The organism is Pseudoclavibacter endophyticus, assembly GCF_008831085.1.
Classification (GTDB): domain Bacteria; phylum Actinomycetota; class Actinomycetes; order Actinomycetales; family Microbacteriaceae; genus Pseudoclavibacter; species Pseudoclavibacter endophyticus.
On sequence record NZ_WBJY01000001.1, the window covers coordinates 1,193,038 to 1,216,297 of the forward strand.

The following is a 23,260-nucleotide window of genomic DNA, read 5'->3' on the forward strand; positions in this document are numbered from 1 at the left end:
AGGTGAACGTGGACGTACGAATACTCGACACCTCACTTCGTGACGGCTCGCAGAGTCTCTGGGCGAGCGGAATACGGTACGGCATGATGCAGGAGGTCGCCGACGACCTCGATCAGGTCGGTTTCGAGTACATCGAGGTGCCGGCGAACCCGATCTTCTTCAAGAAAATGGTCAGGGACCTGAAGGAGAACCCCTGGGACACCATGCGCATGCTGGCCAGCAAGTTCACTCGGACGCCCACCGCCTGTATGGGCGGGATCGTGAGAAACCTCAATACGTTCGGCGTGCCGACCCCACCGGTCCTCGGTGAATTGTTCACTCGCCGCATGGCCGAGATCGGCGTGCTCAACCGGGCCCAGGTCATGTGCAACACGCTCGATCAGATCGACCGCGAACTGCCTGGCGACGTTCCGAGGCTGCATGAGATGGGCTACGACGTCGCGATCGCGATTTCGTACACCATCTCCCCCCGCCACACCGACGAGTACTACGCCGAGAAGACCCGCCTCGCAGCGGCGTTCAAACCGGAGCGGTTGTACCTGAAGGACCAGGGAGGGCTGCTGACGCCCGATCGCCTGCGGACGCTCCTGCCCATCATCGTGCGGGAAGCCGGCGACGTTCCGGTCGAGATCCACTCGCACTGCACGACGGGGCTCGCCCCGATCGTCTACCTGGAGGCGCTGAAGCTCGGCGTCTCGACGCTCCACTGCGGCATCCCGCCCCTCGCGAACGGCTCCGCGCAGCCGTCGGTGCTCGAGATCGTCAAGAACGCTCGGCTCGAGGGCCATAACGTGTCAGTCGACGACGAGCGGCTACGCGCCGTCTCCGAGCGGCTCTACACCTTCGCCGACATTGAGGGCATGCCGATCGGCCGACCGTCGGCATACGACGCCGATCAGTACAACCACCAGATCCCCGGCGGCGTCATCTCCAACCTCCGGTTTCAGCTCGAGGGACTCGGGCTGCAGGACCGGCTCGACGAGGTGCTGCAGGAGTGCATCGAGATTCGTCGCGAGCTGGGGTACCCGATCATGATCACGCCGTACTCGCAGTACGTCGCGACCCAGGCCGCCGTCCACGTCGCGACGGGCGCCAGGTATGAGACGGTGATCGACCCGATCATCCGGATTGCGCAGGGGGCGTTCGGCGAGGACTCGGGCTATACCTGGATGGACCCGAACCTGAAAGATCGGATTCTCTCGCTCCCACGGGCCGCCGAACTCGCTGAACTGCACGAACGGTCGACGTCGGAGATGACGCTCAAGGAGGCTCGCGTGGCGTACGGCGGACTCCACCTCAGCGACGAGGAGCTGCTCCTGCGCGCGATCTTGCAGAACGAGCACGACGTCGAGCAGATGCACGCGGCCGGCCCGCCGAAGCGTTACGCGACCTCATCATCGCCGCTCGCCGACCTCATCCGGCGACTCGAATCGTCGTCGAGCGTCCGCTACATCCAGGTCCGCTCGGGCGACGACACCCTTGTGCTGCAAAGGTCAGCAAGCGGCGCCAACGCGATCGACCGCTGAGCGGAACGACCGCCATGAGAAGAAGGAAGTGACCGGATGACCGGCAAACTGGCGTCGTTCCTCAGCGACGACGACATGAAGTACCTGACGACGCTGATCGACAGTCTGGAGCGTTCCGGCGTCGACTTCTTCGAGCTCAAGGTCGATGGGCTCCAGGTGACGCTCGGGAAGGGCGAGCCGCCCTCGGCGCCGCAGCCCGCGATCACGGGACCCGCTGCGCAGCCGGTTGTCGCCCAGGCGGCACCCGCCGACGCGGCGCCTGCCGTCGCGTCCAGGGCAGCGAGCGCGCCCCGGCAGGAGGCACCAACACCGGCTGCCGCCGAGAGCCCGGCCGGAGTGGAGATCGTCGCGCCGCTCATGGGCGTGTTCTATGCCCAGGCGGAGCCCGGAGCGCCCGCCTTCGTCACCGTCGGGTCGCGTGTCACGAGCGACACGACCGTCGGCCTCGTGGAGGTCATGAAGACGTTCGCCCCTGTCCCGGCGGGCGTTGAGGGCACAATCGTCGAGGTGTGCGTGCAGGACTCGGAGCTCGTCGAGTTCGGCCAGCGGCTCTTCGTCGTGCGCCTCGACGGAGGTGAGTGACCCGCATGGCGATCTCGCGAGTGCTCATCGCGAATCGTGGTGAGATCGCGGTCCGCGTGATCCGGGCATGCCAGGAGCTGGGCATCGAGACCGTCGCCGTGGTGTCGGAGGCCGACCGCGAGAGCCTGGCGGCCACCCTCGCCGATCGAACGATCGCGATCGGCCCGGCGCCACCGTCCGAAAGCTATCTCCGGGTGCCGACGATCGTCACGGCCGCCGTCGCCACGGGCGCCGATGCGATCCACCCCGGGTACGGCTTTCTCGCCGAGAACCCCGAGCTCGCGGACGCTTGTCGGGAGGCTGGCGTCACGCTGGTCGGGCCGACGGCGGAGCACATGCGGCTGATGGGCGACAAGCTCACGGCAAGGCGGCTCGCCCGCGATGCCGGGGTGCCCGTGCTCGCCGGCTCCGAGAAGATCGCCACGGCGAGCGAGGCGGCCGAGATCGCTGATCGGGTCGGGCTCCCCGTCATGATGAAGGCGTCGGCCGGTGGCGGCGGTCGCGGCATGAAGATCGTCCGGGAACGCGACCACCTGGCCGACGCTTTCACGGCCGCGTCGGCGGAAGCTCGGTCGGCCTTCGGTGACTCCACCCTCTACGTCGAGCGCTACATCTCGAACGCTCGGCATATCGAGGTGCAAGTCGTCGGCGACAGCCACGGCAATGTCGTGCACCTCGGCGACCGTGACTGCTCTGTGCAACGCCGGCACCAGAAGGTGATCGAGGAGGCCCCCGCGTTCCGGGTCCCGGAGGAGGTCCGCGCGAGCATGCGCGACTCGGCAGTGCTCCTCGCCGGCAACATCGGCTACGTCGGCGCCGGCACCGTCGAGTTCATCTACGACGAGGACGCGAAACAGTACTTCTTCCTCGAGATGAACACGCGGATCCAAGTTGAGCATCCGATCAGTGAGATGATCACCGGGATCGATCTCATCCAGGAGCAATTCCGCGTCGCCGACGGCCTGGAGCTGAGCTTCGCGCAGAACGAGGTGGTCTTCCGGGGCCACGCGATCGAGTGCCGCGTGACCGCCGAAATCCCCGAGCAGGACTTCCGGCCGAACGCCGGCGAAATCGACGTCTGGAGGCCGCCTGCCGGACCGAACATCCGCGTCGACACCCACTGCTTCGAGGGGTACGTGGTCCCCATCTACTACGACTCGCTCCTGGCGAAGCTGATCGTGTATGCGCCGGACCGTGCTCGAGCAATTACGCGCATGGTGAGCGCCCTTCAACGCTTTCAGGTGCAAGGAATCGAAACAAGCATCCCATTCCTCCATTACGTCATGGGCAGTGATCAATTCGGGGTGGGTGCCGTGAACACCGGCCTTGTCGAGGAATTACTGCCGAATTTCATCGCACCGGAGCGGGCGACGCTCGCGTCATAATTCCTGGACGGCGCGCGGCACGAACGCGCCGTCCGGCGCGATGCGATGCGCGCGGGCAGTGGCGCAGGCGCGGGGCGGCAGACGAGGTCTGCCGCCCCGCGCCTCTCCACGTTTACGGGGCGCGCACGGTATGGCCTGGCGTTGTCCGACAGGGCATTCCATCGGACGGAAGTCCTCGTTGATGCGCCCCCGGGGCGTCAGAATACTGATGCCCGCACGCAGAGCCGCGTGTCGATCGGTCCATCCAAGTCGGCCGAAGGAAGGAAACCCGTGAAGGCTTTTCTCTTCTACGTGGGAAATTTGCTGCTCTCATCCATTGTGCTGTTACTCGTGGTGATCACGATTCTGTTTCTGCTGCTGGAAATCGCCCCTGGCGATCCGGTGCAGACGCTCGTAGGTGATACCCCCGTCTCGCCAGCGTTCCGTGAGCAGATCACCGCCTCGTTCGGCCTGGACCGTCCGATCTGGGAACGCTATTTCGTGTACGTGGGCAATGTGTTCACCGGCAACCTCGGCGTCTCCTTCGGAACGCACGCCACGCCGGTGAGCGACCTCATCGGCGACCGCATCTGGAACACCGTCGCGCTCGCCGTGCCCTCGATCATCCTCTCGACGATCGGCTCGATCTTCCTCGGCGTCGTCGCGGCTCGCACGCGCCGGCCGTGGCTCGACAAGCTGGTGTCCGGCGGCTCGGTCGCGTTCTTCTCCATCCCGAACTTCTGGCTCGGCCTCATGCTCATCGTGCTGTTCGCGATGACGCTCGGGTGGCTGCCGGTGCAGGGCATGGGCCCGTACGGCCAGGAGGGCATCTACCCGGCGTACCTCGTGCTGCCGCTCATCACGATGGCCACCAGCGAACTCGCGTACAAGACCCGCATCATGCGGTCGTCGATGATCGAGTCGCTGGGGCAGGACTACATCGACACGGCGCGATCGAAGGGACTGTCCATGCGCCGAGTCATCTGGAACCACGCGTTCCCGAACGCCCTCCTGCCCATGGTCACCGTCATCGGCTACAGCCTTGGCTACATTCTCGCCGGATCGGTGCTCGTCGAGCAGGTGTTTGGCTGGCCGGGCATGGGTTTGCTGTTCCTCAACGCGGTGCACCGCCAGGACAACTTCGTCGTGCTCGGCGTCGTGATCGTGCTTACCGTCACGATCCTGGCCGTGAACATCGTCACCGACATCTTCTACGGCATTGTCGACCCGCGCCTCCGAGCCCGATTCCGCATGGGCGGCGGCGCCCCGACGAAGCGCGGCGGCATGGGCGGCGACACGCCGGACGGGTCCGCCGAGAGCAACCTCCTCTCGACAACGAAGATCGGAACATCAGCATGACGGTGCAGGAACGTCAGACGAAACGCGACAAGAAGCGGGCCTCACAGGCCGACGCGACCGGCACGGTGCCTCTGCCGGTCGTGCGCCCCAAAGGACGCCGAGACACCACGACTCGCGTCTTCCTCGGCATGCCCACCGCACGGATCTTCATCCCGCTGCTGCTGCTGATGATCGCGGTGACGTTCATCGGCCCGCTGCTCTATCCGGGCGATCCCGAGGCGACCGCCTACCCGACCCTGCTGCCCCCCGGCAGCGATGGCCTCCTGTTCGGAAGCGACAACCTGGGCAGGGACTACCTCGCCCGTGTACTCCAGGGCGGGAGCGTCTCCCTGCTCGTCGGCGTCGGCGTCGCGCTCCTCTGCTTGACGGTTGCGCTCATCGTCGGAGGTCTTGCGGGGTACTTCGGCGGATGGGTCGACATGATGCTCGTCAAGATCTCCGAGTTCTTCCAGGTCATCCCCGGCATCGTGCTTGCCCTCGTCGCGGCGGCGATCCTCGGTGCGAACATGTGGCTGATCGTCATCATCCTGTCGATCACCATGTGGCCGTCCGTCGCGAGGATCGTCCGCTCAGAGGCCATGCGCATCCGCCAGCTCGGTTACGTCGAATCGCAGCGCGCGGCCGGCTTCAGCGCCGTTCGCATCATCTGGTCGGACGTGCTGCCGAACGCGATGCCGCCGATCCTCGTTGCGACCACCATGACCGTGGCGCGGGCGATTCTGGCCGAGTCAGCCCTGTCGTTCCTCGGCATCGGCGACGCCAACAACCCCAGTTGGGGCGCGCTGCTGAACCAGGCGCAGGCTCACATGCAGACGGGCTGGTGGCTCGCGCTGCTGCCCGGCCTGTGCATCTTCATCGTCGTGCTTGCCATCAACCTGCTCGGTGACGCCCTCAATGACGCGCTCAACCCAATGCTCGGGAGGGTCAAGTGAACACGAACGCTACGCTCGAGAACTCACCGACCGGTGCAGGTGCCGGGGGCGCGGGAGATGCGCCCCTCGTGGAGGCGCAGAACCTGCGCGTCTGGCTTCCGACCGGGCGGCGCGATGGAATTCAGGCGGTGCGCAACGTCTCGCTGCGCGTCGCGGCGGGAGAGCGGGTCGGCATCGTTGGCGAGTCCGGATCGGGGAAATCGGTCACGGGCAGGGCGCTTTCGGGGCTCCTGCCGACCAACCCGCGCGTGCGTGTGGAAGGGTCGATCCGCTTCCGGGACGGCGAGGAGATGGTCGGCGCCTCTGCCAAGGACTGGAACGACGTTCGTTCTCGCCGCGTCGGCATGATCTTCCAGGACCCGCTTACATTCCTCAACCCGGTCATGAGGATCGGGAGACAGGTCGCGGAGTCGATCGATCCGAGGCGCGTCGATCTCCCGGTTCGCGATGAAGTCCTTCGCGTCCTCGAGACGGTCGGGCTCACCGACGTCGAGACCCTCGTCGACCGATACCCGCACGAACTCAGCGGTGGCATGCGCCAACGCGTGCTGATCGCCATCGCGATCGCGAAACGGCCCGACCTGCTCATCGCCGACGAGCCGACGACGGCGCTCGACGCGACCGTGCAGCGGCGCGTGCTGGCGACGCTCGACGATGCGGTCTCGCGACTTGGCACCTCGCTCGTGCTGATCTCGCACGACCTCGCGGTCGTCGGATCGATGACCGACCGCATCTCCGTCATGTACTCGGGGCGCATCGTCGAATCCGGGACCACGAACGAGGTGCTGACGGCACCGAAGCATCCCTATACGCAGGCGTTGCTGCGCAGCGTACGCAGCCTCACCGACCCGGACACTGAACTCTGGTCGATTCCGCCGTCGCTGCGGCGCGAGATCGACGAGCACGTCGCCCTCGAGGCGAAGGAGGACGAATATGAGGCTTGAAGCGATCTCAGCCACCAAGACGTTCCGCGGGCGGCGCGGCGCGGCGCCTGTCAATGCCGTCAACGCGGCCTCGATCGTCGCCGAACCGGGGCGCTTCATCGCCATCGTCGGCGAGAGCGGCTCCGGCAAGAGCACGCTCGCCCGCATGCTGCTCGGTCTCATTCCGGTGACTGAGGGACACATCGAGCTCGACGGCGTGCCGATCGCCACGATGAACCGTTCCCAGCGCCAGCACTTTCGCACCAGCGTGCAGGCGGTGCTGCAGGACCCCGCCGGCTCGCTCAATCCGCGAAAGACCGTTGGGCGGGCCATCGGCGAGATCATCCAACTGCACCGCATGGCCTCGACCAGGGCGGAGGTGCGCGAGAAGATCGAAGAAGTTCTGGAACTCGTGCGGCTGACGCCGGCAAGTGCATACCTCGACCGCTACCCGAGCGAGCTCTCGGGAGGGCAGCGGCAACGCGTGCTGATCGCCCGTGCGATCGCGCTCGACCCGCGCATCATCGTGGCCGACGAGTGCGTGTCGGCGCTCGACGCGTCCGTGAAGGCGGGCGTATTGCGCCTGCTTCGCGGACTCACCGAGCGCATCGGCGTCGGATACGTCTTCATCACCCACGACTTGCCCGTCGTGAAGAAGGTCGCCGACGAGGTGCACGTCATGCGCCACGGCGAGATCGTCGAATCGGGCACGACGGAGCAGATCTTCAACGCCCCCGCGCATCCCTACACCAAGAGCCTGCTCGAATCGGAGCTCACGCTCGACGCCATCGCCTGATCGACGCGGCCCGCCCGACGACCCCGAAAGGTACCCCCCCCGTGATTCCCCTAAGAAAGACCAGAGTCGCCGTCGTGGCCGCCGGCGCGGCCACGCTCATGGCGTTGACGGCCTGCGCCGGAGGCGGTCCGGATGCCGCGGGGGCCGAGCGCGTGTACGTGCAGGCCATCGCGACCGATCCCGAGAGCCTCAACCCGCAGCTCACGAACGGCGCGTCGGTTTCAATGCTCGGCGCGCCCATCCTTGAACCGCTCATCGGCCAGACCGGCGAGTTCGAGCGATTCCCGATGCTCGCCGAGTCGTGGGAGTTCAGCGACGATGGACTCGAGTTCACGATGGACGTGCGGCAGGGGGTGACGTGGCACGACGGTGAGCCGTTCACGGCCGAGGATGTGAAGTTCAACTTCGACGAGATCATGCCGCTCAATACCTATGGTCCGGCGATGACCGACAAGATCACCGAGACCGAGATCGTCGATGAGAGCACCGTCACGCTGCACTTCAGCGAACAGTACGGCCCGCTGCTGCAGACGCTGTCGCTCATGGTGCTGCTGCCGAAGCACATCTACGAGGGAACCGACTACATCACCAACCCGGCCAACATGGCGCCGATCGGCACGGGGCCGATGGTCTTCGAGTCGTACTCGTCCGGCCGCGAGCTCGTGTATGTGAAGAACGAGAACTACTGGGGCGGCGACGTGCCGGTCGATCGAGCCATCTACCCGATGATGCCCGACCCGAACACGCGCACGCTCGCGCTCGTCGCCGGCGAGATCGACTCGGCCGAGGTCGACGCGTCACAGATGCACCAGATCGCCGAGAATCCCAATCTCGTGCACCTCGAGACGGGCAACGTGCCGCAGTCGGTCGTGCTCGAGATGAACGCGCAGAACGAGTACCTCTCGACACCCGAAGTGCGCGCCGCCGTCTATGCCGCAATCGACCGTCAGGAGATCACGGATGTCGCGATCGGCGGGCTTGGCGAGCCGGCAACAGGCTTTCTGCCGCCGTCACTTGAATGGGCCCTGAGCCCGGACGTCGACTTCGAGCGCGACTTCCCGCGTGACATCGACGCGATCAACACCGCGCTCGATGAGGCCGGCTACCCGGTCGGCCCCGACGGCACGCGTTTCACGCTGAACCTCAAGTACATCGTGTCGCTTGCCGACACGGCGCTCGCTGCCGAGCAGCTCGTCTCCATGCTGGGGGACGTCAGCATTGGCGTGAACCTCGAATCGGTCGAGTCTGCAGTGTTCACCGACCAGGTGTATACGCAGAGCAGCTTCGACATCGCGCTGCTGCGCACGACGGTGTCGGCCGACCCGAGCCTCGGCGTCTCGCGCTGGTACACGTGCAACCCCGACAAGATGGCGGCGCGCAACCCGTCCGGCATTTGCGACCCCGAGATCGACGCGGCCGCAGCGGGTGCGCTGTCGACGATCGACGAGGCCGAGCGCAGTGAGCACCTGCAGGCCATGCAGGTGCGCGCGAAGGAACTGATCTTCTTCGCGCCGCTCGCGTGGACGCACGCGGGATTCCCCACGGTGAGCACCGAGCGCTGGGACGGGCTCGACACGTTCAGCGACACGACCCGATCGACAACCCTCGACTGGATGGGCCTGGAATGGAAGGGCTAGCACTCACCAGGCCCGCACACCCAACGCACGTCACGAGCAACGCCGCTCGTCGACACGGAAAGGCACAACACCTATGTTGAAACGAAAGCACTCGATATTCTCCGCCATCGCCGCAGGGGCAGCCGCGGTCATGGCGCTCACCGCCTGCGCGGGAGGAGCCGGCAACGCGGCGGGCGGCGAGCGCGTCTACGTGCAGGCCATCTCCGCCGACCCGGAGAGCCTCAACCCGCAGCTCACGAACGGCGCGGCAGTGACTGCGCTGGCGGCCCCGATACTCGAGCCGCTCGTCGGTCAGACGGGCGACTTCGAGATCGTGCCGCTGCTCGCCGACTCGTGGGAGTTCAGCGATGACGGGCTCGATCTCACGCTTCACCTCCACGAGGGGGTGACGTGGCACGACGGTGAGCCGTTCACGGCCGAGGATGTGAAGTTCAACTTCGACGAGATCATGCCGCTCAACACCTATGGCCCGGCGATGACCGACAAGATCACCGAGACCGAGGTCGTCGACGAGCACACGGTCGTCGTGCATATGAGCGAACAGTACGGGCCGATGATGCAGACGCTGTCGCTCATGGTGCTGCTGCCGGAACACGTCTACGAGGGCACCGACTACATCACGAACCCGGCCAACACCGAGCCCATCGGCACCGGCCCCCTCGTGTTCGAGTCGTTCCAGTCGGGCCGTGAGCTCGTGTACGTCAAGAACGAGAACTACTGGGGCGGCGAGGTCCAGGTCGACCGCGCCATCTTCCCGATCATGCCCGACCCGAACACGCGCACCCTCGCGCTCATCTCCGGCGAGATCGACTCGGCCGAGGTCGACGCGTCGCAGATGGACCAGATCGAACAGAATCCGAATCTCGTGCACCTGGAAGACGGATTCGTGCCACAGTCGATGGTGCTCGAGATGAACGCGCAGAACGAGTACCTCTCGACGCCCGAGGTGCGAAGCGCCCTCTTCGCAGCAATCGACCGCCAGCAGATCTCCGATGTAGCGATCGGTGGGCTCGGCGAGCCCACAGAAGGATTCCTGCCGGATTCGCTGTCGTGGGCCGTCAGCCCAGAGGTGAACTTCTCGGAGGATTTCCCGCGTGACATCGACGCGATCAACACCGCGCTCGACGAGGCCGGCTACCCGGTCGGCCCCGACGGCACGCGTTTCACGCTGAACCTCACGTACATCACCGAGCTCGCCGACACGGCGCTCGCGGCGGAGCAGCTCGTCTCGATGCTCGGTGAGGTTGGCATCGGCGTGAGCCTGCAGTCGGTCACGTCCCCCGTGTTCACCGACCAGGTCTACACGCAGAGCGATTTCGATATCGCGCTGCTGCGCACGACGGTGTCGGCCGACCCGAGCCTCGGCGTCGCACGGTGGTACACGTGCAACCCCGACAAGATGGCGGCGCGCAACCCGTCCGGTATCTGCGACCCCGAGATCGACGCGGCCGCAGCGGGTGCGCTTTCGACGATCGACGAGGCCGAGCGAGGCCAGCACCTGCAGACCATGCAGGTGCGGGCGAAGGAACTCATGTTCTTCGCGCCGCTCGCGTGGACGCACGCGGGCTTCCCGACGGTCAACACCGAGCGCTGGTCGGGTCTCGAAGATCGACCGAAGGGCAGCGTGGTCGACTTCACGCAGATCGAGTGGGTCGGCTAGTCGTCCAGCGCGGCGAACAGTCCGCAGTCGTGCCCGGTGTGATGCGTCACGCCGGGCACGACTGCGTGCACGTCCTCGCGGGAGCGTGACGCCCCGGGAATGGTGCAGCCTCCGCCGCCTACGCGGCCTCGGCCGCGCCCCGACGGGCGATGGCCCTCGAGATCTGGCTCGCGGCGTGGCAGACGATCGGCACAAGGCTCTCCGCGGCCGTCTTGCCGTCGAATTCGTACGAGAGCGACACGGCGGCCACGACCTCGCCGGCGCGCGAGCGTACGGGCGCGGCCACGCTCACGTGCTTGTGGTCGACCTGACGGTCGGTGATCGCATAGCCGGCCGTGCGGATGCGGTCGAGCTCTCGGAGCAGCTCATCGGGGGCGGTCGTTGTGCGCGGCGTCAACTCGTCGAGATTGCCCGCCATGACGAAGCCGCGGATGTCGTCCGGCGCGTGGGCGAGGAGGACGAGGCCGATGGCGGTCGGATGCATCGGGTACCTGTTGCCCGTGCGCGGCCGGGCCGTTGGGCGCCGCGGGTTCTGGATCCGGTCGATCGAAACGCACTCCGCGCCCTCGCGCACGGCGAGGTGGGCCGCGCATCCCGTCGCCTCATAGAGCGCGAGCAGATGCGGGCGCGCGATGCGCTGCAACCCGACCGACCGTGGCGCGAGCGAGGCGATCTCCCACAGGCGCAGGCCGATGCGATAGTGATTGTCCTCGTCGCGCTCGAGCGCGCCCCAGTTCACGAGGCGGAGCACGATGCGATAGCACGTTGCGATGGGCAGACTGCAGCGGCGACTGATGTCGCTGAGCGAGAGCGGCCGATCGGTGCCGTGGAAGGCGGCCAGGATGCTCAAGGCGCGGTCGACGACCGATCGCGGCCCGAGATCGTGGGTCGCGTGCCCCACAGCTTCTTCCCTCAAAGGCACAGGCATGGTTTCTCCTTCGAAACACTGCTGGTGAGCGCCGACGGACGGCGCGTCTCCCCTCAAGGATACGCCTCCACGTGCCAAATTGCACCACTCTGCGTACAAGTGCACGATATGCGGTGCGTACATAAGACGGTTCCATTCCCCGCCCCACCCCCTGATCGGCGGGCACTAGACCGATACGATGACAGAACCTGGACGCTCTGCGTCCACGACGGACGGATGACACATGGCCGAGACCAACGGGCGAGACCGCATTCAGAGCATCGAGCGCGGTGTCGCCGTACTCCGCGCCTTCTCGGGACACGAGATTTCGCTGACGGTCGCCGACATCGCCTCGCGGGTCGGTCTCGCACGTCCGGTCGTGCGGCGTATCCTCATCACGTTCGAGCACCTCGGGTACGCGATCGTCGCCAACGGGGCCTGGCGGCTCACGCCGAAGGTGCTCGAGATCGGTTCGGGGTACTTCTCGGCATCGTCCTTGCCCGAGATCTCGTACGGCTACATGTCGTCGCTGGCCGACGCGACCGGAGCGACCTGCAGCGTCGGCGTGCTCGACGGTTTCGAGGTCATCCACGTCGCCCGCATCGAGGCGCAGCGGCCGCTGCCCGATGCCGTGCGCATCGGCCAGCACCTGCCCTCGCACGCGACGGCGACGGGGCACGTGCTGCTCGCCGGGCAGACGCCGGAGGCGGTCGACGCGCTGATCCGAGAGGCCGGCGACCTGGAGGCGTTCACGCCGCAGACGATCGTCGACGGTGACGCGCTCAGGGCGCGCGTCGACGAGGTGCGGTCACGCGGGTTCGACGTCTCGAACGAGGAGTACCTGCCCGGGCAGGTCGCTGCGGCCGTGCCCATCGCGGTAGGCGACGAAGTCGTCGGCGCCCTGACGCTGTCGTCGACGACCGTGCGGCAGACAGAGCGTTCGCTCACCGAGGAGGCGGTCCCACGGATGCTCGAGAGTGCCGCCGGCATCGCGAGCGCCTACCGCAACGCCAACCCGCACCTGTTCAGACGCTAGTGGCGACGGGCGCCTCGATGCCCGCCGGCAGGGTGCGGCCGAGGTACGCGCCCGCCGCTTCCAGGCGGCGCTGCAGCTCGGGCACGTCGACGCCGCGGCCCGTGCCGTCGCCCTCGAGTGCGATTGCCGCCGCCGTTCCGGCGGCCTGGCCCATGGCCCAGCACGGACCCGTCACACGGCCAGAGGACTGACCGCCCTGCGTCATCGAGGCGCACCGCCCCGCCACAAGCAGGTTGCGCACCCGCTTGGGCACGAGCATCCGGTAGGGAAGCTGGTTGTACCCGCGCGACTCGACTGGCGCGAAGCGGAACACGACATCGCCCTCGACGTGCGCCTCGACCGGCCAGCCGTTGACCCCGATCGTGTCGTCGAAGTCGGCGCACCCGAGCACGTCGTCTTCCGAGAGCTGGTACTCGCCGACGATGCGACGCGTCTCGCGGATGCCGACCGACGGTGCGATGTCGACGATGTACGAATCCTGGAATCCCGGTGTGCGCTCCTTGATGAACGCGAAGACGTCCTTCACCTGCTGCCGGCCCTGCAGCTCCCCGCGCGTGAGCTGGGCGGCGTCGGTGCCGTCGACGGGGGAGCCGTCTTCGTTCGACAGCTGAGTGAGGTTGGAACGCCACTCGAGCGGATTGCGCTGCGGCCGCACGATCGGCTTCTTCCGGGGGAAGGAGTGCGTTCCCGCTGCTTCGGCCGCTTCCATGAGCTGCCGGACGGTCTTCCATGCGGGCCCCGCTTCGTCCGGGTGCACGCCGTTGATGCGGAACATGAGCGATGGGTACATGAGCCGTTCGCTGCGCTCGTACGGCGCGCCGGACCATGCCGCCACGTCGCCGTCACCGGAGCCGTCGATGAAGAACCGGCCGCGCACAGCGCCGCGACCCGACTTCGACTCGACGACGACGGCGTCGATCGTCGCGTCGTCGAGCATCGTGACGGCGACCACCGACGTGTGGAAGAGCACCTCGGCGCCTGCGCCGAGCACGAGCTCGTCGGCGGCGATCTTGAGGGCGGAGATGTCGTACGAGAGTGCCTGGATGCGGTTGTCAACGGACAGGTGCGGCTCGTTGAGCCCCTCCATCTCGACCATGCGCTCGAGCAGCTCGTCGGCGTAGCCGTGCACCGACTGCACGTCGACGCCCCAGACTCGTGCGTGCATGCCGCAGAACGTCGCGAGACCCCCCATCGTGCCGGCCCCGCCGAGGAAGCCGTACTTCTCGATCAGGAGTGTCGAGCGTCCCTCGCGTGCGGCCGCCGTCGCGGCCATGATGCCGGCCGGACCGCCGCCGATGACGACGACGTCGTACTCGCCGATGACCGGGGTGTCGCGGGCGGGTTCATGAATGGATGCGGTGGTCACGCGGTCTCCTTCGATGCGGCGGCGCACGGGCGCGCGCAGAGCACGGCGCCGCAACTCAGCGGCTGCACGAGCTGCTCGTACTGGGTCAGGTAGCCGGCGCTGTCGCGGTCGGCCGGCGGTTGGTAGTCGGGGCGGAGGTCGAGCTCCGCAGGATCGACGAGGAGGTCGACGGTGCCGCGCTCGATGTCGATTTCGATGGGGTCGCCGTCAAGGACGCGGCCGAGGGGGGAGCCCGGCTCGGCCGCCTCCGGCGACACTTCGCCGACCGTGAACCCTTGATTGACGAGCCCGCTGAACTGGCCGTCGGTGACGAGGGCGACCGAGTCGGCGAGTCCTCGCGCGTGCAGGGCGAAGATGAACGCCGAGGTGAGCCCGAGCCCGGGCGCGCCCGTGACGCCGATGCCGCGGATCACCGCCACGTCGCCCTCGCGCAGCCTGCCGCTTGCGATGCCCTCGATGGCCTCGTCGCGGGTGCCGAAGACGCACGCGGGCCCGCGGAAGACGTAGGGTCCCGGGTCGGGTACCGGCCGCTTCGCCACGGCGCCGCCGGGAGAGAGACTGCCCTTCAGCACTGTGACGGCAGGCCCCATGCCGAACGGGTCGTCGACGGGTCGGATGACGTCGCCGTCCGCCGCCGGCGCGTCTGCCGCGTTCTCGGCGACCGTGCGCCCGCTGGCGGTGATGGCGTCGCCATCGAGCAACGGGAGCAGCTCTCGCAGGACCGTCGCGGCGCCGCCCGCATCCTCGAACTCCTCCGTGAGCCGCGGGCCGTTGGGGCGTACCGAGCACAGCAGGGGCGTCGATCGGCCGAGTGCGTGGAAGAGGCCCCACACGTCGATGTCGAGCTCCGACTCGATGGCGATGGCCTGCAGGTGCTTGATCGTGTTCATCGAGCCGCCGACCGCGAGCATGGTTCGCACGCCATTGCGCACAGCGCCCGCCGTGATGATGTCGCGCGGGCGTACGTCGCGCTCGATGAGGTCGGCGAGGGCCGTCGCTGCGGCGCGCACGTCCTCCCACATCTTGTCGCTGAGGGCGCGCACGGGAGCCGCGCCCGGCACGGTCATGCCGATCGCCTCGGCGAGCATGTGCATCGAGTTCGCGGTCGCGAGGCCGGCGCAGACGCCGGGCCCGAGGATCGCGTCTTCCGCCAGCGGCAAGAGGTGGTCGGTCGGCTCGCCCGAGACCGCCGCCTTCGACGCGAGCATGAAGATCTCTTCGATGTCGGCCTCACGGCCCTCCGCGAGCCCGGAGTGCTGGTAGCCACACGGCACGATGATCGTCGGGATGTTGAGCCGCCCCGCCGCCATGAGGTGTGCCGGTGTCGTTTTGTCGCACGAGCTCAGGCAGATCATCGCGTCGAGCTTCGCGCCCTCGACCGCCGCCTCGATGTCGTTCACGATGAGGTCGCGGCTCGGGAGGATGTACCGTCCGGCCCTGCCCGCGCTCGTCACGAAGTCCGACGGCGCCGTGGTGCGGATCTCGAACGGCAAGAGGCCGACTTCGCGGAGGTGCTTTTTGAGCCTCGCCGAGATCTCGTCGAGGTGCGAGTAGCAGGCGGCGAGCTCTGAGGAGGTGTTGACGATGGCGACCTTCGGCTTGTCCCAGTCCTGTCGAGGGATGCCAAGGGCGGTGTAGTGCGCGCGTCGCGCGAGGGCGAGCGCCGAGGTGGGTGGGAGTTGGCTGCGCAGCTCAGGCATCCGACCGTCGTCCTTCCATGCGGGCGCGCGGCGTCGTCGCCGCGCGCACCAATCGTACGCATTGTGTGCGGATGCACGCAATGCGTCACCGACGGGGTTTCCAGAGCGTGGAAGGCGAGGGTGCCGAGCGGCGCTGGACCGCTGGAAATGAGAAGCCAGGCGTCACGAGGGTGCGGGCTGTCGCCCTCGTGACGCCTGGCGACCGAGCTGTCGCGGGCGCGATGCCTCAGCCGCGCGTGACGCCGAAGCTGGCGAGCGGGCTCTCATCGCACGCCGCGGCCGCGGGGCCGGGCCCGGCCCCGCCGGGTTTGCCGCGCTTGATCGTGACCCGTACCGGGCCGAGGCCCGATCGGGGCCGCGGGGGAGACGTGAGGTGCGAGTGATCGCCGCTCGGCTTCGGCACGGCCCCGTCGATCGCCTTCCGTGCCTCGAGTGCCTGCTCGCCGAACCCCTGCACGCACTCGGGGTCTGGCCCATCGAGCGGCAGCCCGGTGAAGAACTTCGCCGCCATGCAGCCGCCCTTGCACGTGTCGTAGAACTGGCACGAGGTGCACGCACCGCCGGACTGCGGAGCGCGAAGGCGGGCGAACAGCTCCGACTCGCGCCAGACGCCCTCGAAACCGCCAGGGGTGCGGACCGAGCCGGCCAGGAACTCGTCGTGAATCGCGAACGGGCACGCGTACACATCGCCGACCGGGTCGATGAGGCAGACGACGCGCCCTGCGCCGCACAGATTGAGCCCTGGAAGCGCCTCGCCGAACGCCGAGAGGTGGAAGAACGAGTCACCCGTGAGCACGTTCTCGCCATGCGCGACGAGCCAGTCATACAGCTCGCGCTGCTGTGACTGCGTCGGATGCAGCTCGTCCCACACGTCGGCCGCGCGCCCCGAGGGGCGGAGTCGCGTCAGCCTCAGCTGTGCTCCGTAGCGGTCCGCAATGGCTTTGAACTCGTCGAGCTGGCCGATATTCTGACGCGTGCACACGACCGAGATCTTGAAGTTCTTCATCCCGGCGTCGCGCAGATTCTCGAGTGCCGTCATTGCGAGTGCGTACGAGCGGGGGCCGCGAATGTAGTCGTTGACATCGGCCGTCGCCCCGTCAAGCGAGATCTGTACATCGACATAGTCGTTCGCGGCCAGCTGTTTCGCGACTTCCGGCGTGATCTTGACGCCGTTCGTCGAAAACTTCACGCCGACCTGGTGCGCCGTCGCATAGTCGAGCAGTTCCCAGAAGTCACTCCGCACAGTTGGCTCGCCGCCACCGATATTCACGTAGAACACCTGCATGCGCTCGAGCTCGTCGATGATCGCCTTGCACTCGTCGGTCGAGAGCTCGTTCGGGTCGCGGCGGCCCGAGCTCGAGAGGCAGTGCACGCACGAGAGATTGCACGCGTAGGTGAGCTCCCACGTGAGGCAGATCGGGGCGTCGAGCCCGCGCTCGAAGTGATCGACGAGACGAGCCGGCTTCGTGCCTGTCACAGCGGGCGGTGGTGTGTCGATAAGCGTCATGCGGCTCGCTCCCGGATCATGTTGGACGCGGCGAGGCCGCTCAGTGCGGCCAGGTACTTACCCTGCTCGGGCGGGGCGATGCCCGCCGCGACGACGGCTTCGCGCATGCTCGCATGGCTGTCGAGCGAGTCGACGATGCTGAGAAGCGCGCGCTCCTTCAAGAACGAGAGCTTTCTCGTTTCGAAGTGATACAGCAGTGCGCCGAATCGTTCAGGGCGTATTGCGACGCGCGGATGCACTTGCCACGGTCGATCTGCATCGAACTCAGACATGAGGGTCGCCGCTCTCGATCAGTAGACGCCGCACATGCCGTCGATGGAAACCTCTTCGACGAGACTTTCGGTCTCCACCGGTGATTCTGCGGCGGATGCTGAGGCATTCTCGGCGGAGGACGAGGCGGTTTCGGTCGCGATTGGGGAATTCATGATTGCACTCCTCAGAACCCCAACGTCTGCACTGACGAAGAGGAATTTCTTGGTCGCCGACTCTGGCGATTTCCGTTCGGTGCGATCATACTAATGGCACTCAGTGCCGAATGGAAGGGGGTGTCGATGAAGACCACCGCCGACTCTGACCGGGCGACCGGCGGGGGTGCAGCGCGCCCACGTACGGGACGGGCGAAGGCCACGACCGCGGCTGAGCTCGAGCGCATAGGCCTCGACCTGTTCGTCGCGAGGGGCTTCGACGCCGTCACCGTCGACGACATCGCTTCGGCCGCCGGGATCGGCCGCCGCACCTTCTTCCGGTACTACGCCTCCAAGAACGACCTGCCGTGGGGCGACTTCGATGGCTTGCTGCGCGGCATGCGCGAGAACCTCGACGCTATCCCCGAGGACGTTCCGCTCGCGGCCGCCCTCCGACAGGCGATCATCGACTTCAACGCGTTCCCCGCCAGCGACATGGCGCACCACCGGCGCCGCATGCGCGTGCTGCTCGAGAGCCAGACGCTCGTTGCGCACTCGGCGCTGCGATACGCCGACTGGCGGCGCGTGGTCTCCGATTTTTCGGCGAGTCGACTGGCCCTTCATCCCGACCACGTGTTGCCGAACGTGATCGGCCGGGTGTGCCTCGCGATCTCGCTCGCGTCATACGAGCAGTGGCTCCACGACGAGAAGGCCGACCTCCCAACCCTCATCGCGGCGGGCTTCAAAGGTCTCGGCGCGATCTTCGCCGCGCACGACGAGGAGGTGACGCGGGCCCATGAAGACGCATGACGTGATCGTCGTCGGCGCGGGGTCGTCGGGCTCGCCGCTCGCCGCTCGCCTGAGTGAAGAGCGTGACTGCTCGGTGCTGCTGCTCGAGGCCGGGCCCGATTCGTCGTCAAAGACACTGCCGAACGACCTCTCCGGCGCGTTGCCCGGCAGCCCCCTCGCGTGGACCTACCGTGCAGACCTCGGTGACGGGCGCCGCTACGAGGTCGCGCGAGGGCGCGTGCTCGGCGGCTCGAGCGCCGTCAACGGCGGCCTGTTCCTGCGCGCGCGACCTGCCGATTTCGACGCGTGGGCTGCCGCGTGCGGCGACGACGGCTGGTCGTACGAGACAGCGCTGCCAATTCTGCGAGAACTCGAGACGGACCTCGATTTCGGCGCGAGCGAGCTCCACGGCGCCGATGGTCCGATGCCCGTTGCGCGCGCCGGCCAGGCGCACGCGGCCTCCCGTGCCTTTGCCGCGGCGGCCCGCGAGCTCGGTCACGTCGACGAACCCGACAAAAACGCCGGGAGCCGGGCGGGCGTCGGCCCCCTACCGCGCAACATCATCGCCGGCGAGCGGCGAAGTACGGCGCACCAGTATCTCGACCCCGCGCGCAGCCGGCGCAATCTCGAGATCCGCACCGGCACGGTCGTCGACGCCATCACCACGCGGGGCGGGGCCGCGACCGGCGTCGAAGTCGGCGGTGAGCACCTTGCGGCCGGCCAAGTCGTGCTGTGCGGCGGCGCCGTAGAGACGCCGCGCCTGCTTCAGGCGTCCGGCATCGGCGCGGCCGACACGCTCGCCTCAGCGGGCATCACGCCGCTCGTCGACCTGCCCGGCGTCGGGCAGGGGTCGAGCGACCACCCCAACCTCATGCTCGGCTGGCTCATGCTCGGCCAGACGGGGCGCGGCGATGACGCCCGCGGCGAGAGCTTCACGTCCGCGCTGCACCTGGAAGCCTCGCGCGGCGACGAGCTCGAGCTCCTGCTCAGCCTCCGCCCGCTCGCCGCGCTCTTCGGGGGCACCGGACTGCCCGGCGAGCGCCTGTTCGTGGCCAGCGCGGGTGTGACCGATGCCCGCGGCCGCGTGACCATCGACGGCCCCGGCGCGCGCCCGCTGCTCGCGTACCGCTATCTCGCGACCGATCGTGACCGGCATCGGATGCGCGAGGTCGTGCGCGCGGCCGCCGCGCTCGCGGCGACGGACGCGATGTCCGACGTCTTCGGCGGCTTCGTCGACCTCGACGCACCGACGCTCGAGGACGACACGGCGCTGGATGCGTGGGTGCGACGCCACCTCAGCACCGCACTCCACCTCAGCGGCACGGCGCGCATGGGCCGTGACCACGACCCCGACGCAGTCGTCGACGCCAGCGGCCGGGTGCGCGGCATCGACCGGCTTCGCGTCGCCGACACGTCAATACTGCCGACCGCCCCGACCCGCGGCACCGCCGCCACGGCGATCTTCATCGGCGAGCTCCTCGCCGACCGATTGCAGGCCGGGTACTAGCGCACCGGACGCGACATCGCCCCACCGCGCGCATCCGCAACGAATCCCGCAGTCAGCCACCACCCCGACATGAACCACAGCACACAACACGGAACGGAATCACCCAACACGAGCAGACGCGCCACGAGGCGCGTCCCCACGCGAAGCAGCCACACGACACATCACTCGGAGCCAACGATGACCTCGACAGATACCTTCGCCCCCACCACCGACGCCCGCGCGGCCAACGCGCCCGCCACCATACGCCCGGCCGTTCGCGGCACCGGCGCATCCGCCCCCAACCCCGCCCTGGGCGCCGCCCCGATCGACGACCTCGCCGACTCGGCGACCGAGCGCATGACGGCCTGCGGCCGTGTGCTCGCCGTGCTCGAGGTCTTCGACGAGGACCACATCACCCTCACCCTCAGCGAGATCAGTCGCAGGGCCGGGCTGAGCCTTTCGACGACGCACCGACTCGTCGGCGAACTGCACCGGTGGGGAGCGCTCGAGCGCGGCTCCGACGGCCGATACGCCGTCGGGATGCGCGTGCTCGAGCTCGGCGCGCTCGAGCCGCAGGGTCTCCGGCTGCGCGAGGCGGCGAAGCCGTATCTCGGCGACCTGCACGCCGCGACGGGCGCCGACGTGAACCTCTCGGTGCGCGACGGCACCGACGTCGTGTACATCGACTCCATCCGGGCGCGCGGGGGAGCCCCCGTTCTCACCCGACTCGGCGGTCGCTGGCCGATGCACGCGACCGCCACCGGCCATGTGCTCCTCGCGTGGGCGGCACCCGCGTTCCGAGAGCGCGTGCTCGCGGGCCAGCTCAAGCGGTTCACGAGCACGACGATCACCGATCCGGACGAACTGCGGCGCGCCCTCGCTCGAGTGCGCCAGGCCGGCGCAGCCATCGTCGAGAACACCATCACGCACGGCGCGCTCGCCATAGCCGTCCCGGTGCGCGGCACCCAGGATCGCCCGATCGCCGCCGTCGGCGTCACCGTCCCCTCGGGTTCGGTGTTGCCGCACGTGCTGCTGCCGACGTTGCTCGCCGCCGCCAACGAGATCTCGCGTGCGCTCACGGGCGGCCGTCGCCAGCAACGCTCGGCGTAGTCAATGCCCGCACCCTTCTTCCACGCGGTAGTGCCGCGGCGGAAGACCACCGGCGTCAATAGCATTGCCAGAGCGGCAACGACGCCCGAAAGGAACCGAAACGCATGACAAACCCCTGGTTCGAGACGGTCGCTGAGGCACAGCGCCGAGCCAAGCGCCGCCTTCCGCCCTCGGTCTACGGGGCGCTCGTGGCCGGCAGCGAACGCGGCCGCACCATCCGAGACAACGGCGCGGCGTTCGCCGATTTGGGGTTGGCTCCCCACGTCGCCGGTCACCACGCCGAACGCGATCTGTCGACGACGGTGTTCGGCATCCCCGTCGCTCTTCCCGTGCTCATCTCGCCGACCGGCGTGCAGGCCGTGCATCCCGACGGCGAGGTCGCCGTCGCCCGGGCCGCCGCCAACCGCGGCACCATCATGGGGCTGAGCTCGTTCGCCTCGAAGCCGGTCGAAGAGGTCGTCGCGGCCAATCCCAACACGATGTTCCAGGTTTACTGGTCGGGCGATCGAGACGTGATGGCGCAGCGCATCGAGCGCGCCAAGGCGGCCGGGGCGAAGGGGCTCATCGCGACGCTCGACTGGTCGTTCTCCCACGGCCGCGACTGGGGCAGCCCGTGGATCCCCGAGCGCCTCACCTTGAAGGCCGCGGCGAAGTTCGCCCCGCAGGCGTTGCGCCGCCCGCGCTGGCTCGCCTCGTACGTCCGCTCGGGCCGCGTCCCCGACCTCACGGCTCCCAATCTGCAGCCGCCGGGCGGCGAGGCCCCGCCGTTCTTCGGCGCGTACGGCGAGTGGATGTCGACCCCGCCGCCGACCTGGAGCGATGTCGCGTGGCTCCGTGGACTCTGGCCGGATGCGCCGTTCATGCTGAAGGGCGTCACGCGAATTGACGATGCGAAGCGCGCCGTCGACGCCGGGGTCACCGCGATCAGCGTGTCAAACCACGGCGGCAACAACCTCGATACGACTCCCGCGACCATTCGTGTGCTCGGCGGGATCGCCGATGCCGTCGGCGCGGACATCGAAGTACTCCTCGACGGCGGCGTGCGCCGGGGCGGCGACGTCGCGAAGGCGCTCGCATTCGGCGCGAAGGCGGTCATGATCGGTCGCGCCTACCTGTGGGGACTCGCGGCGAACGGCCAAGGCGGCGTCGAGAACGTGCTCGACATCCTCCGCGCCGGCCTCGACTCGGCCGTGCTCGGGCTCGGCAAGCGGTCGATCCACGAGCTGTGCCCGGAAGACCTCGTGGTTCCGCGGGACTTCCAGCTGCGCCTGGGTGCCGACGACGACGCCATGCCGGAGGTCGATTCGCCGATCTTCGTGGAGGCGGAAGCCCTCGCCCGCCGCCACGACGTGGCGCCGACGCCGGGATAAGGGTCGCGGTGCCGAACGACGCAGGCGAGACCGGTCCCGCCGCCTCGCGGCGACCCGCGGCGCTCGCTGACCGGGTGTCCCGCGAGGCGCACGGCGCGATCCTCGTGGTCCCGCTCGGATCGACCGAGCAACACGGCCCGCACCTTCCCCTCGATACCGACACCGTGATCGCCACGGCCGTCGCCGAGCGTCTCGTCGAGCGGTTTCGCGCTTCGGGCGACGATGCCGTCCTCGCGCCGGCCATCGCGTTCGCCGCGAGCGGCGAGCACGCCGCCTTCGCCGGCACCGTGTCGATCGGGGCCGAGGCGCTCGCCGTCGTGCTCATCGAGCTCGCCCGTTCGGCCTCGGCGTGGGCCGGCCGGATCATCATCGTCAACGCGCACGGCGGCAACGTACCGACGCTGCGGCGGATCATGCCGACGCTCGAGGACGAGTCGCGACGAGTCACATGGGTCGCGTGCGAACCGCCGCCCGCGAGCGCGCCCGCCGTGGTGGGGGAGCGGGCCGGGCGGGTCGCGAGCGATCTGCACGCCGGCCGCACCGAGACCTCGCTCATGCTGCACCTCGCGCCGGCACGCGTGCGTCTTGACGCAGCCGAGGCCGGCGTCACGGCACCCCTCGGCGAGCTGCTGCCCGCCATGCTGCGGGGCGGCGTCGCGATGGTCTCGCCCAACGGCGTGATCGGCGACCCCCGTGGGGCGAGCGCCGACGAGGGCCGGATGCTGTTCGAGGCGATGGTCGACGAGGTGCACGAGCGTGCCCGGGCCGACATTCCTGTGGCGACGGAGCTACCCGCGTGATGCCGG

The 23,260-nt window shown here is 68.2% G+C and carries 21 protein-coding genes; 15 read left to right on the forward strand and 6 right to left on the reverse strand.

Features of this window, described 5'->3' with window-relative positions; all coding sequences use genetic code 11:
- Positions 1-8 precede the first annotated feature (8 nt).
- From F8O04_RS05230 to F8O04_RS05270, 9 genes are all read left to right on the forward strand, one after another.
- Entirely contained in the window at positions 9-1,526 is a 1,518-nt protein-coding gene (locus F8O04_RS05230; protein WP_188726259.1) for a hypothetical protein, read from the forward strand.
- 36 nt (positions 1,527-1,562) lie between these two features.
- Positions 1,563-2,108, forward strand: a complete 546-nt coding sequence (locus F8O04_RS05235; RefSeq protein ID WP_158028238.1) for an acetyl-CoA carboxylase biotin carboxyl carrier protein — start codon at positions 1,563-1,565, stop codon at positions 2,106-2,108.
- Positions 2,109-2,113: 5 nt separating this feature from the next.
- Positions 2,114-3,493, forward strand: a complete 1,380-nt coding sequence (locus F8O04_RS05240; protein WP_158028239.1) for an acetyl-CoA carboxylase biotin carboxylase subunit — start codon at positions 2,114-2,116, stop codon at positions 3,491-3,493.
- A gap of 270 nt (positions 3,494-3,763) precedes the next feature.
- Positions 3,764-4,831 (forward strand): ABC transporter permease, encoded by a 1,068-nt coding sequence (locus F8O04_RS05245; RefSeq protein ID WP_188726258.1) that lies wholly within the window; start codon positions 3,764-3,766, stop codon positions 4,829-4,831.
- Positions 4,828-5,763: an ABC transporter permease gene (locus tag F8O04_RS05250; RefSeq protein ID WP_158028241.1), complete on the forward strand. Its 936-nt coding sequence runs from the start codon at positions 4,828-4,830 to the stop codon at positions 5,761-5,763. Before F8O04_RS05245 ends, F8O04_RS05250 begins: the two co-directional genes overlap by 4 nt.
- Complete coding sequence (locus tag F8O04_RS05255) at positions 5,760-6,707, forward strand: ABC transporter ATP-binding protein (RefSeq protein WP_158028242.1); 948 nt, start codon at positions 5,760-5,762, stop codon at positions 6,705-6,707. The genes F8O04_RS05250 and F8O04_RS05255 overlap by 4 nt, the downstream gene beginning before the upstream one ends.
- Complete coding sequence (locus F8O04_RS05260) at positions 6,697-7,482, forward strand: ABC transporter ATP-binding protein (protein WP_158028243.1); 786 nt, start codon at positions 6,697-6,699, stop codon at positions 7,480-7,482. The genes F8O04_RS05255 and F8O04_RS05260 overlap by 11 nt, the downstream gene beginning before the upstream one ends.
- Positions 7,483-7,523: 41 nt before the next feature.
- Positions 7,524-9,119 carry an ABC transporter substrate-binding protein gene (locus F8O04_RS05265; RefSeq protein WP_158028244.1) on the forward strand — a complete coding sequence of 532 codons (1,596 nt, stop codon included), beginning with the start codon at positions 7,524-7,526 and terminating at the stop codon, positions 9,117-9,119.
- Positions 9,120-9,192: 73 nt separating this feature from the next.
- Complete coding sequence (locus F8O04_RS05270) at positions 9,193-10,779, forward strand: ABC transporter substrate-binding protein (protein WP_158028245.1); 1,587 nt, start codon at positions 9,193-9,195, stop codon at positions 10,777-10,779.
- A gap of 118 nt (positions 10,780-10,897) precedes the next feature.
- Here F8O04_RS05270 and F8O04_RS05275 read toward each other — a convergent pair whose 3' ends face one another.
- A complete protein-coding gene (locus F8O04_RS05275) occupies positions 10,898-11,707 on the reverse strand; it encodes an IclR family transcriptional regulator (protein ID WP_188726257.1) in 810 nt (269 codons plus the stop codon).
- Between the two features lie 223 nt (positions 11,708-11,930).
- Between F8O04_RS05275 and F8O04_RS05280 the strand changes: the two genes are divergently transcribed.
- Complete coding sequence (locus F8O04_RS05280) at positions 11,931-12,722, forward strand: IclR family transcriptional regulator domain-containing protein (RefSeq protein WP_158028247.1); 792 nt, start codon at positions 11,931-11,933, stop codon at positions 12,720-12,722.
- On the opposite strand, the gene F8O04_RS05285 is transcribed toward F8O04_RS05280, so the two are convergent.
- The 5 genes from F8O04_RS05285 to mftA form a co-directional block, all read right to left on the reverse strand.
- A complete protein-coding gene (locus F8O04_RS05285) occupies positions 12,712-14,088 on the reverse strand; it encodes an FAD-dependent oxidoreductase (RefSeq protein WP_158028248.1) in 1,377 nt (458 codons plus the stop codon). The two genes, F8O04_RS05280 and F8O04_RS05285, sit on opposite strands and share 11 nt — an antisense overlap.
- Complete coding sequence (locus F8O04_RS05290) at positions 14,085-15,788, reverse strand: dihydroxy-acid dehydratase domain-containing protein (RefSeq protein ID WP_158028249.1); 1,704 nt, start codon at positions 15,786-15,788, stop codon at positions 14,085-14,087. Before F8O04_RS05290 ends, F8O04_RS05285 begins: the two co-directional genes overlap by 4 nt.
- 226 nt (positions 15,789-16,014) lie before the next feature.
- On the reverse strand, positions 16,015-17,295 hold the full coding sequence (gene mftC / locus F8O04_RS05295) for a mycofactocin radical SAM maturase (RefSeq protein ID WP_158028250.1): 1,281 nt from the start codon (positions 17,293-17,295) through the stop codon (positions 16,015-16,017).
- On the reverse strand, positions 17,292-17,567 hold the full coding sequence (mftB, locus tag F8O04_RS05300) for a mycofactocin biosynthesis chaperone MftB (RefSeq protein WP_158028251.1): 276 nt from the start codon (positions 17,565-17,567) through the stop codon (positions 17,292-17,294). Before mftB ends, mftC begins: the two co-directional genes overlap by 4 nt.
- An 18-nt stretch (positions 17,568-17,585) precedes the next feature.
- The gene (mftA, locus tag F8O04_RS05305; RefSeq protein ID WP_158028252.1) at positions 17,586-17,720 is read right to left on the reverse strand and encodes a mycofactocin precursor MftA; all 135 of its coding nucleotides are present in this window, start codon (positions 17,718-17,720) and stop codon (positions 17,586-17,588) included.
- Positions 17,721-17,846: 126 nt separating this feature from the next.
- On the opposite strand from mftA, the gene mftR reads away from it, so the two are divergent.
- The 5 genes from mftR (at position 17,847) to mftE (ending at position 23,254) form a co-directional block, all read left to right on the forward strand.
- Positions 17,847-18,509: a mycofactocin system transcriptional regulator gene (gene mftR, locus F8O04_RS05310; protein ID WP_158029112.1), complete on the forward strand. Its 663-nt coding sequence runs from the start codon at positions 17,847-17,849 to the stop codon at positions 18,507-18,509.
- A complete protein-coding gene (locus F8O04_RS05315) occupies positions 18,496-19,995 on the forward strand; it encodes a GMC family oxidoreductase (protein ID WP_158028253.1) in 1,500 nt (499 codons plus the stop codon). The genes mftR and F8O04_RS05315 overlap by 14 nt, the downstream gene beginning before the upstream one ends.
- A gap of 177 nt (positions 19,996-20,172) precedes the next feature.
- Positions 20,173-21,084: an IclR family transcriptional regulator gene (locus F8O04_RS05320; RefSeq protein WP_225734880.1), complete on the forward strand. Its 912-nt coding sequence runs from the start codon at positions 20,173-20,175 to the stop codon at positions 21,082-21,084.
- A gap of 104 nt (positions 21,085-21,188) precedes the next feature.
- Entirely contained in the window at positions 21,189-22,454 is a 1,266-nt protein-coding gene (mftD, locus tag F8O04_RS05325) for a pre-mycofactocin synthase MftD (RefSeq protein WP_158028254.1), read from the forward strand.
- Between the two features lie 8 nt (positions 22,455-22,462).
- A complete protein-coding gene (mftE, locus tag F8O04_RS05330) occupies positions 22,463-23,254 on the forward strand; it encodes a mycofactocin biosynthesis peptidyl-dipeptidase MftE (RefSeq protein ID WP_225734881.1) in 792 nt (263 codons plus the stop codon).
- The last annotated feature ends 6 nt before the right edge of the window (positions 23,255-23,260 follow it).

What these genes read in the sequence shown, in the direction of transcription:
- F8O04_RS05235 (WP_158028238.1), top strand. Translation starts at nt 1,563, where the DNA reads ATGACCGGCAAACTGGCGTCGTTCCTCAGCGACGACGACATGAAGTAC.
- F8O04_RS05240 (WP_158028239.1), top strand. Translation starts at nt 2,114, where the DNA reads ATGGCGATCTCGCGAGTGCTCATCGCGAATCGTGGTGAGATCGCGGTC.
- F8O04_RS05250 (WP_158028241.1), top strand. Translation starts at nt 4,828, where the DNA reads ATGACGGTGCAGGAACGTCAGACGAAACGCGACAAGAAGCGGGCCTCA.
- F8O04_RS05260 (WP_158028243.1), top strand. Translation starts at nt 6,697, where the DNA reads ATGAGGCTTGAAGCGATCTCAGCCACCAAGACGTTCCGCGGGCGGCGC.
- F8O04_RS05270 (WP_158028245.1), top strand. Translation starts at nt 9,193, where the DNA reads ATGTTGAAACGAAAGCACTCGATATTCTCCGCCATCGCCGCAGGGGCA.
- F8O04_RS05275 (WP_188726257.1), bottom strand. Translation starts at nt 11,707, where the DNA reads ATGCCTGTGCCTTTGAGGGAAGAAGCTGTGGGGCACGCGACCCACGAT.
- F8O04_RS05280 (WP_158028247.1), top strand. Translation starts at nt 11,931, where the DNA reads ATGGCCGAGACCAACGGGCGAGACCGCATTCAGAGCATCGAGCGCGGT.
- F8O04_RS05290 (WP_158028249.1), bottom strand. Translation starts at nt 15,788, where the DNA reads ATGCCTGAGCTGCGCAGCCAACTCCCACCCACCTCGGCGCTCGCCCTC.
- mftC (WP_158028250.1), bottom strand. Translation starts at nt 17,295, where the DNA reads ATGACGCTTATCGACACACCACCGCCCGCTGTGACAGGCACGAAGCCG.
- mftB (WP_158028251.1), bottom strand. Translation starts at nt 17,567, where the DNA reads ATGTCTGAGTTCGATGCAGATCGACCGTGGCAAGTGCATCCGCGCGTC.
- mftA (WP_158028252.1), bottom strand. Translation starts at nt 17,720, where the DNA reads ATGAATTCCCCAATCGCGACCGAAACCGCCTCGTCCTCCGCCGAGAAT.
- mftR (WP_158029112.1), top strand. Translation starts at nt 17,847, where the DNA reads ATGAAGACCACCGCCGACTCTGACCGGGCGACCGGCGGGGGTGCAGCG.
- F8O04_RS05315 (WP_158028253.1), top strand. Translation starts at nt 18,496, where the DNA reads ATGAAGACGCATGACGTGATCGTCGTCGGCGCGGGGTCGTCGGGCTCG.
- F8O04_RS05320 (WP_225734880.1), top strand. Translation starts at nt 20,173, where the DNA reads ATGACCTCGACAGATACCTTCGCCCCCACCACCGACGCCCGCGCGGCC.
- mftD (WP_158028254.1), top strand. Translation starts at nt 21,189, where the DNA reads ATGACAAACCCCTGGTTCGAGACGGTCGCTGAGGCACAGCGCCGAGCC.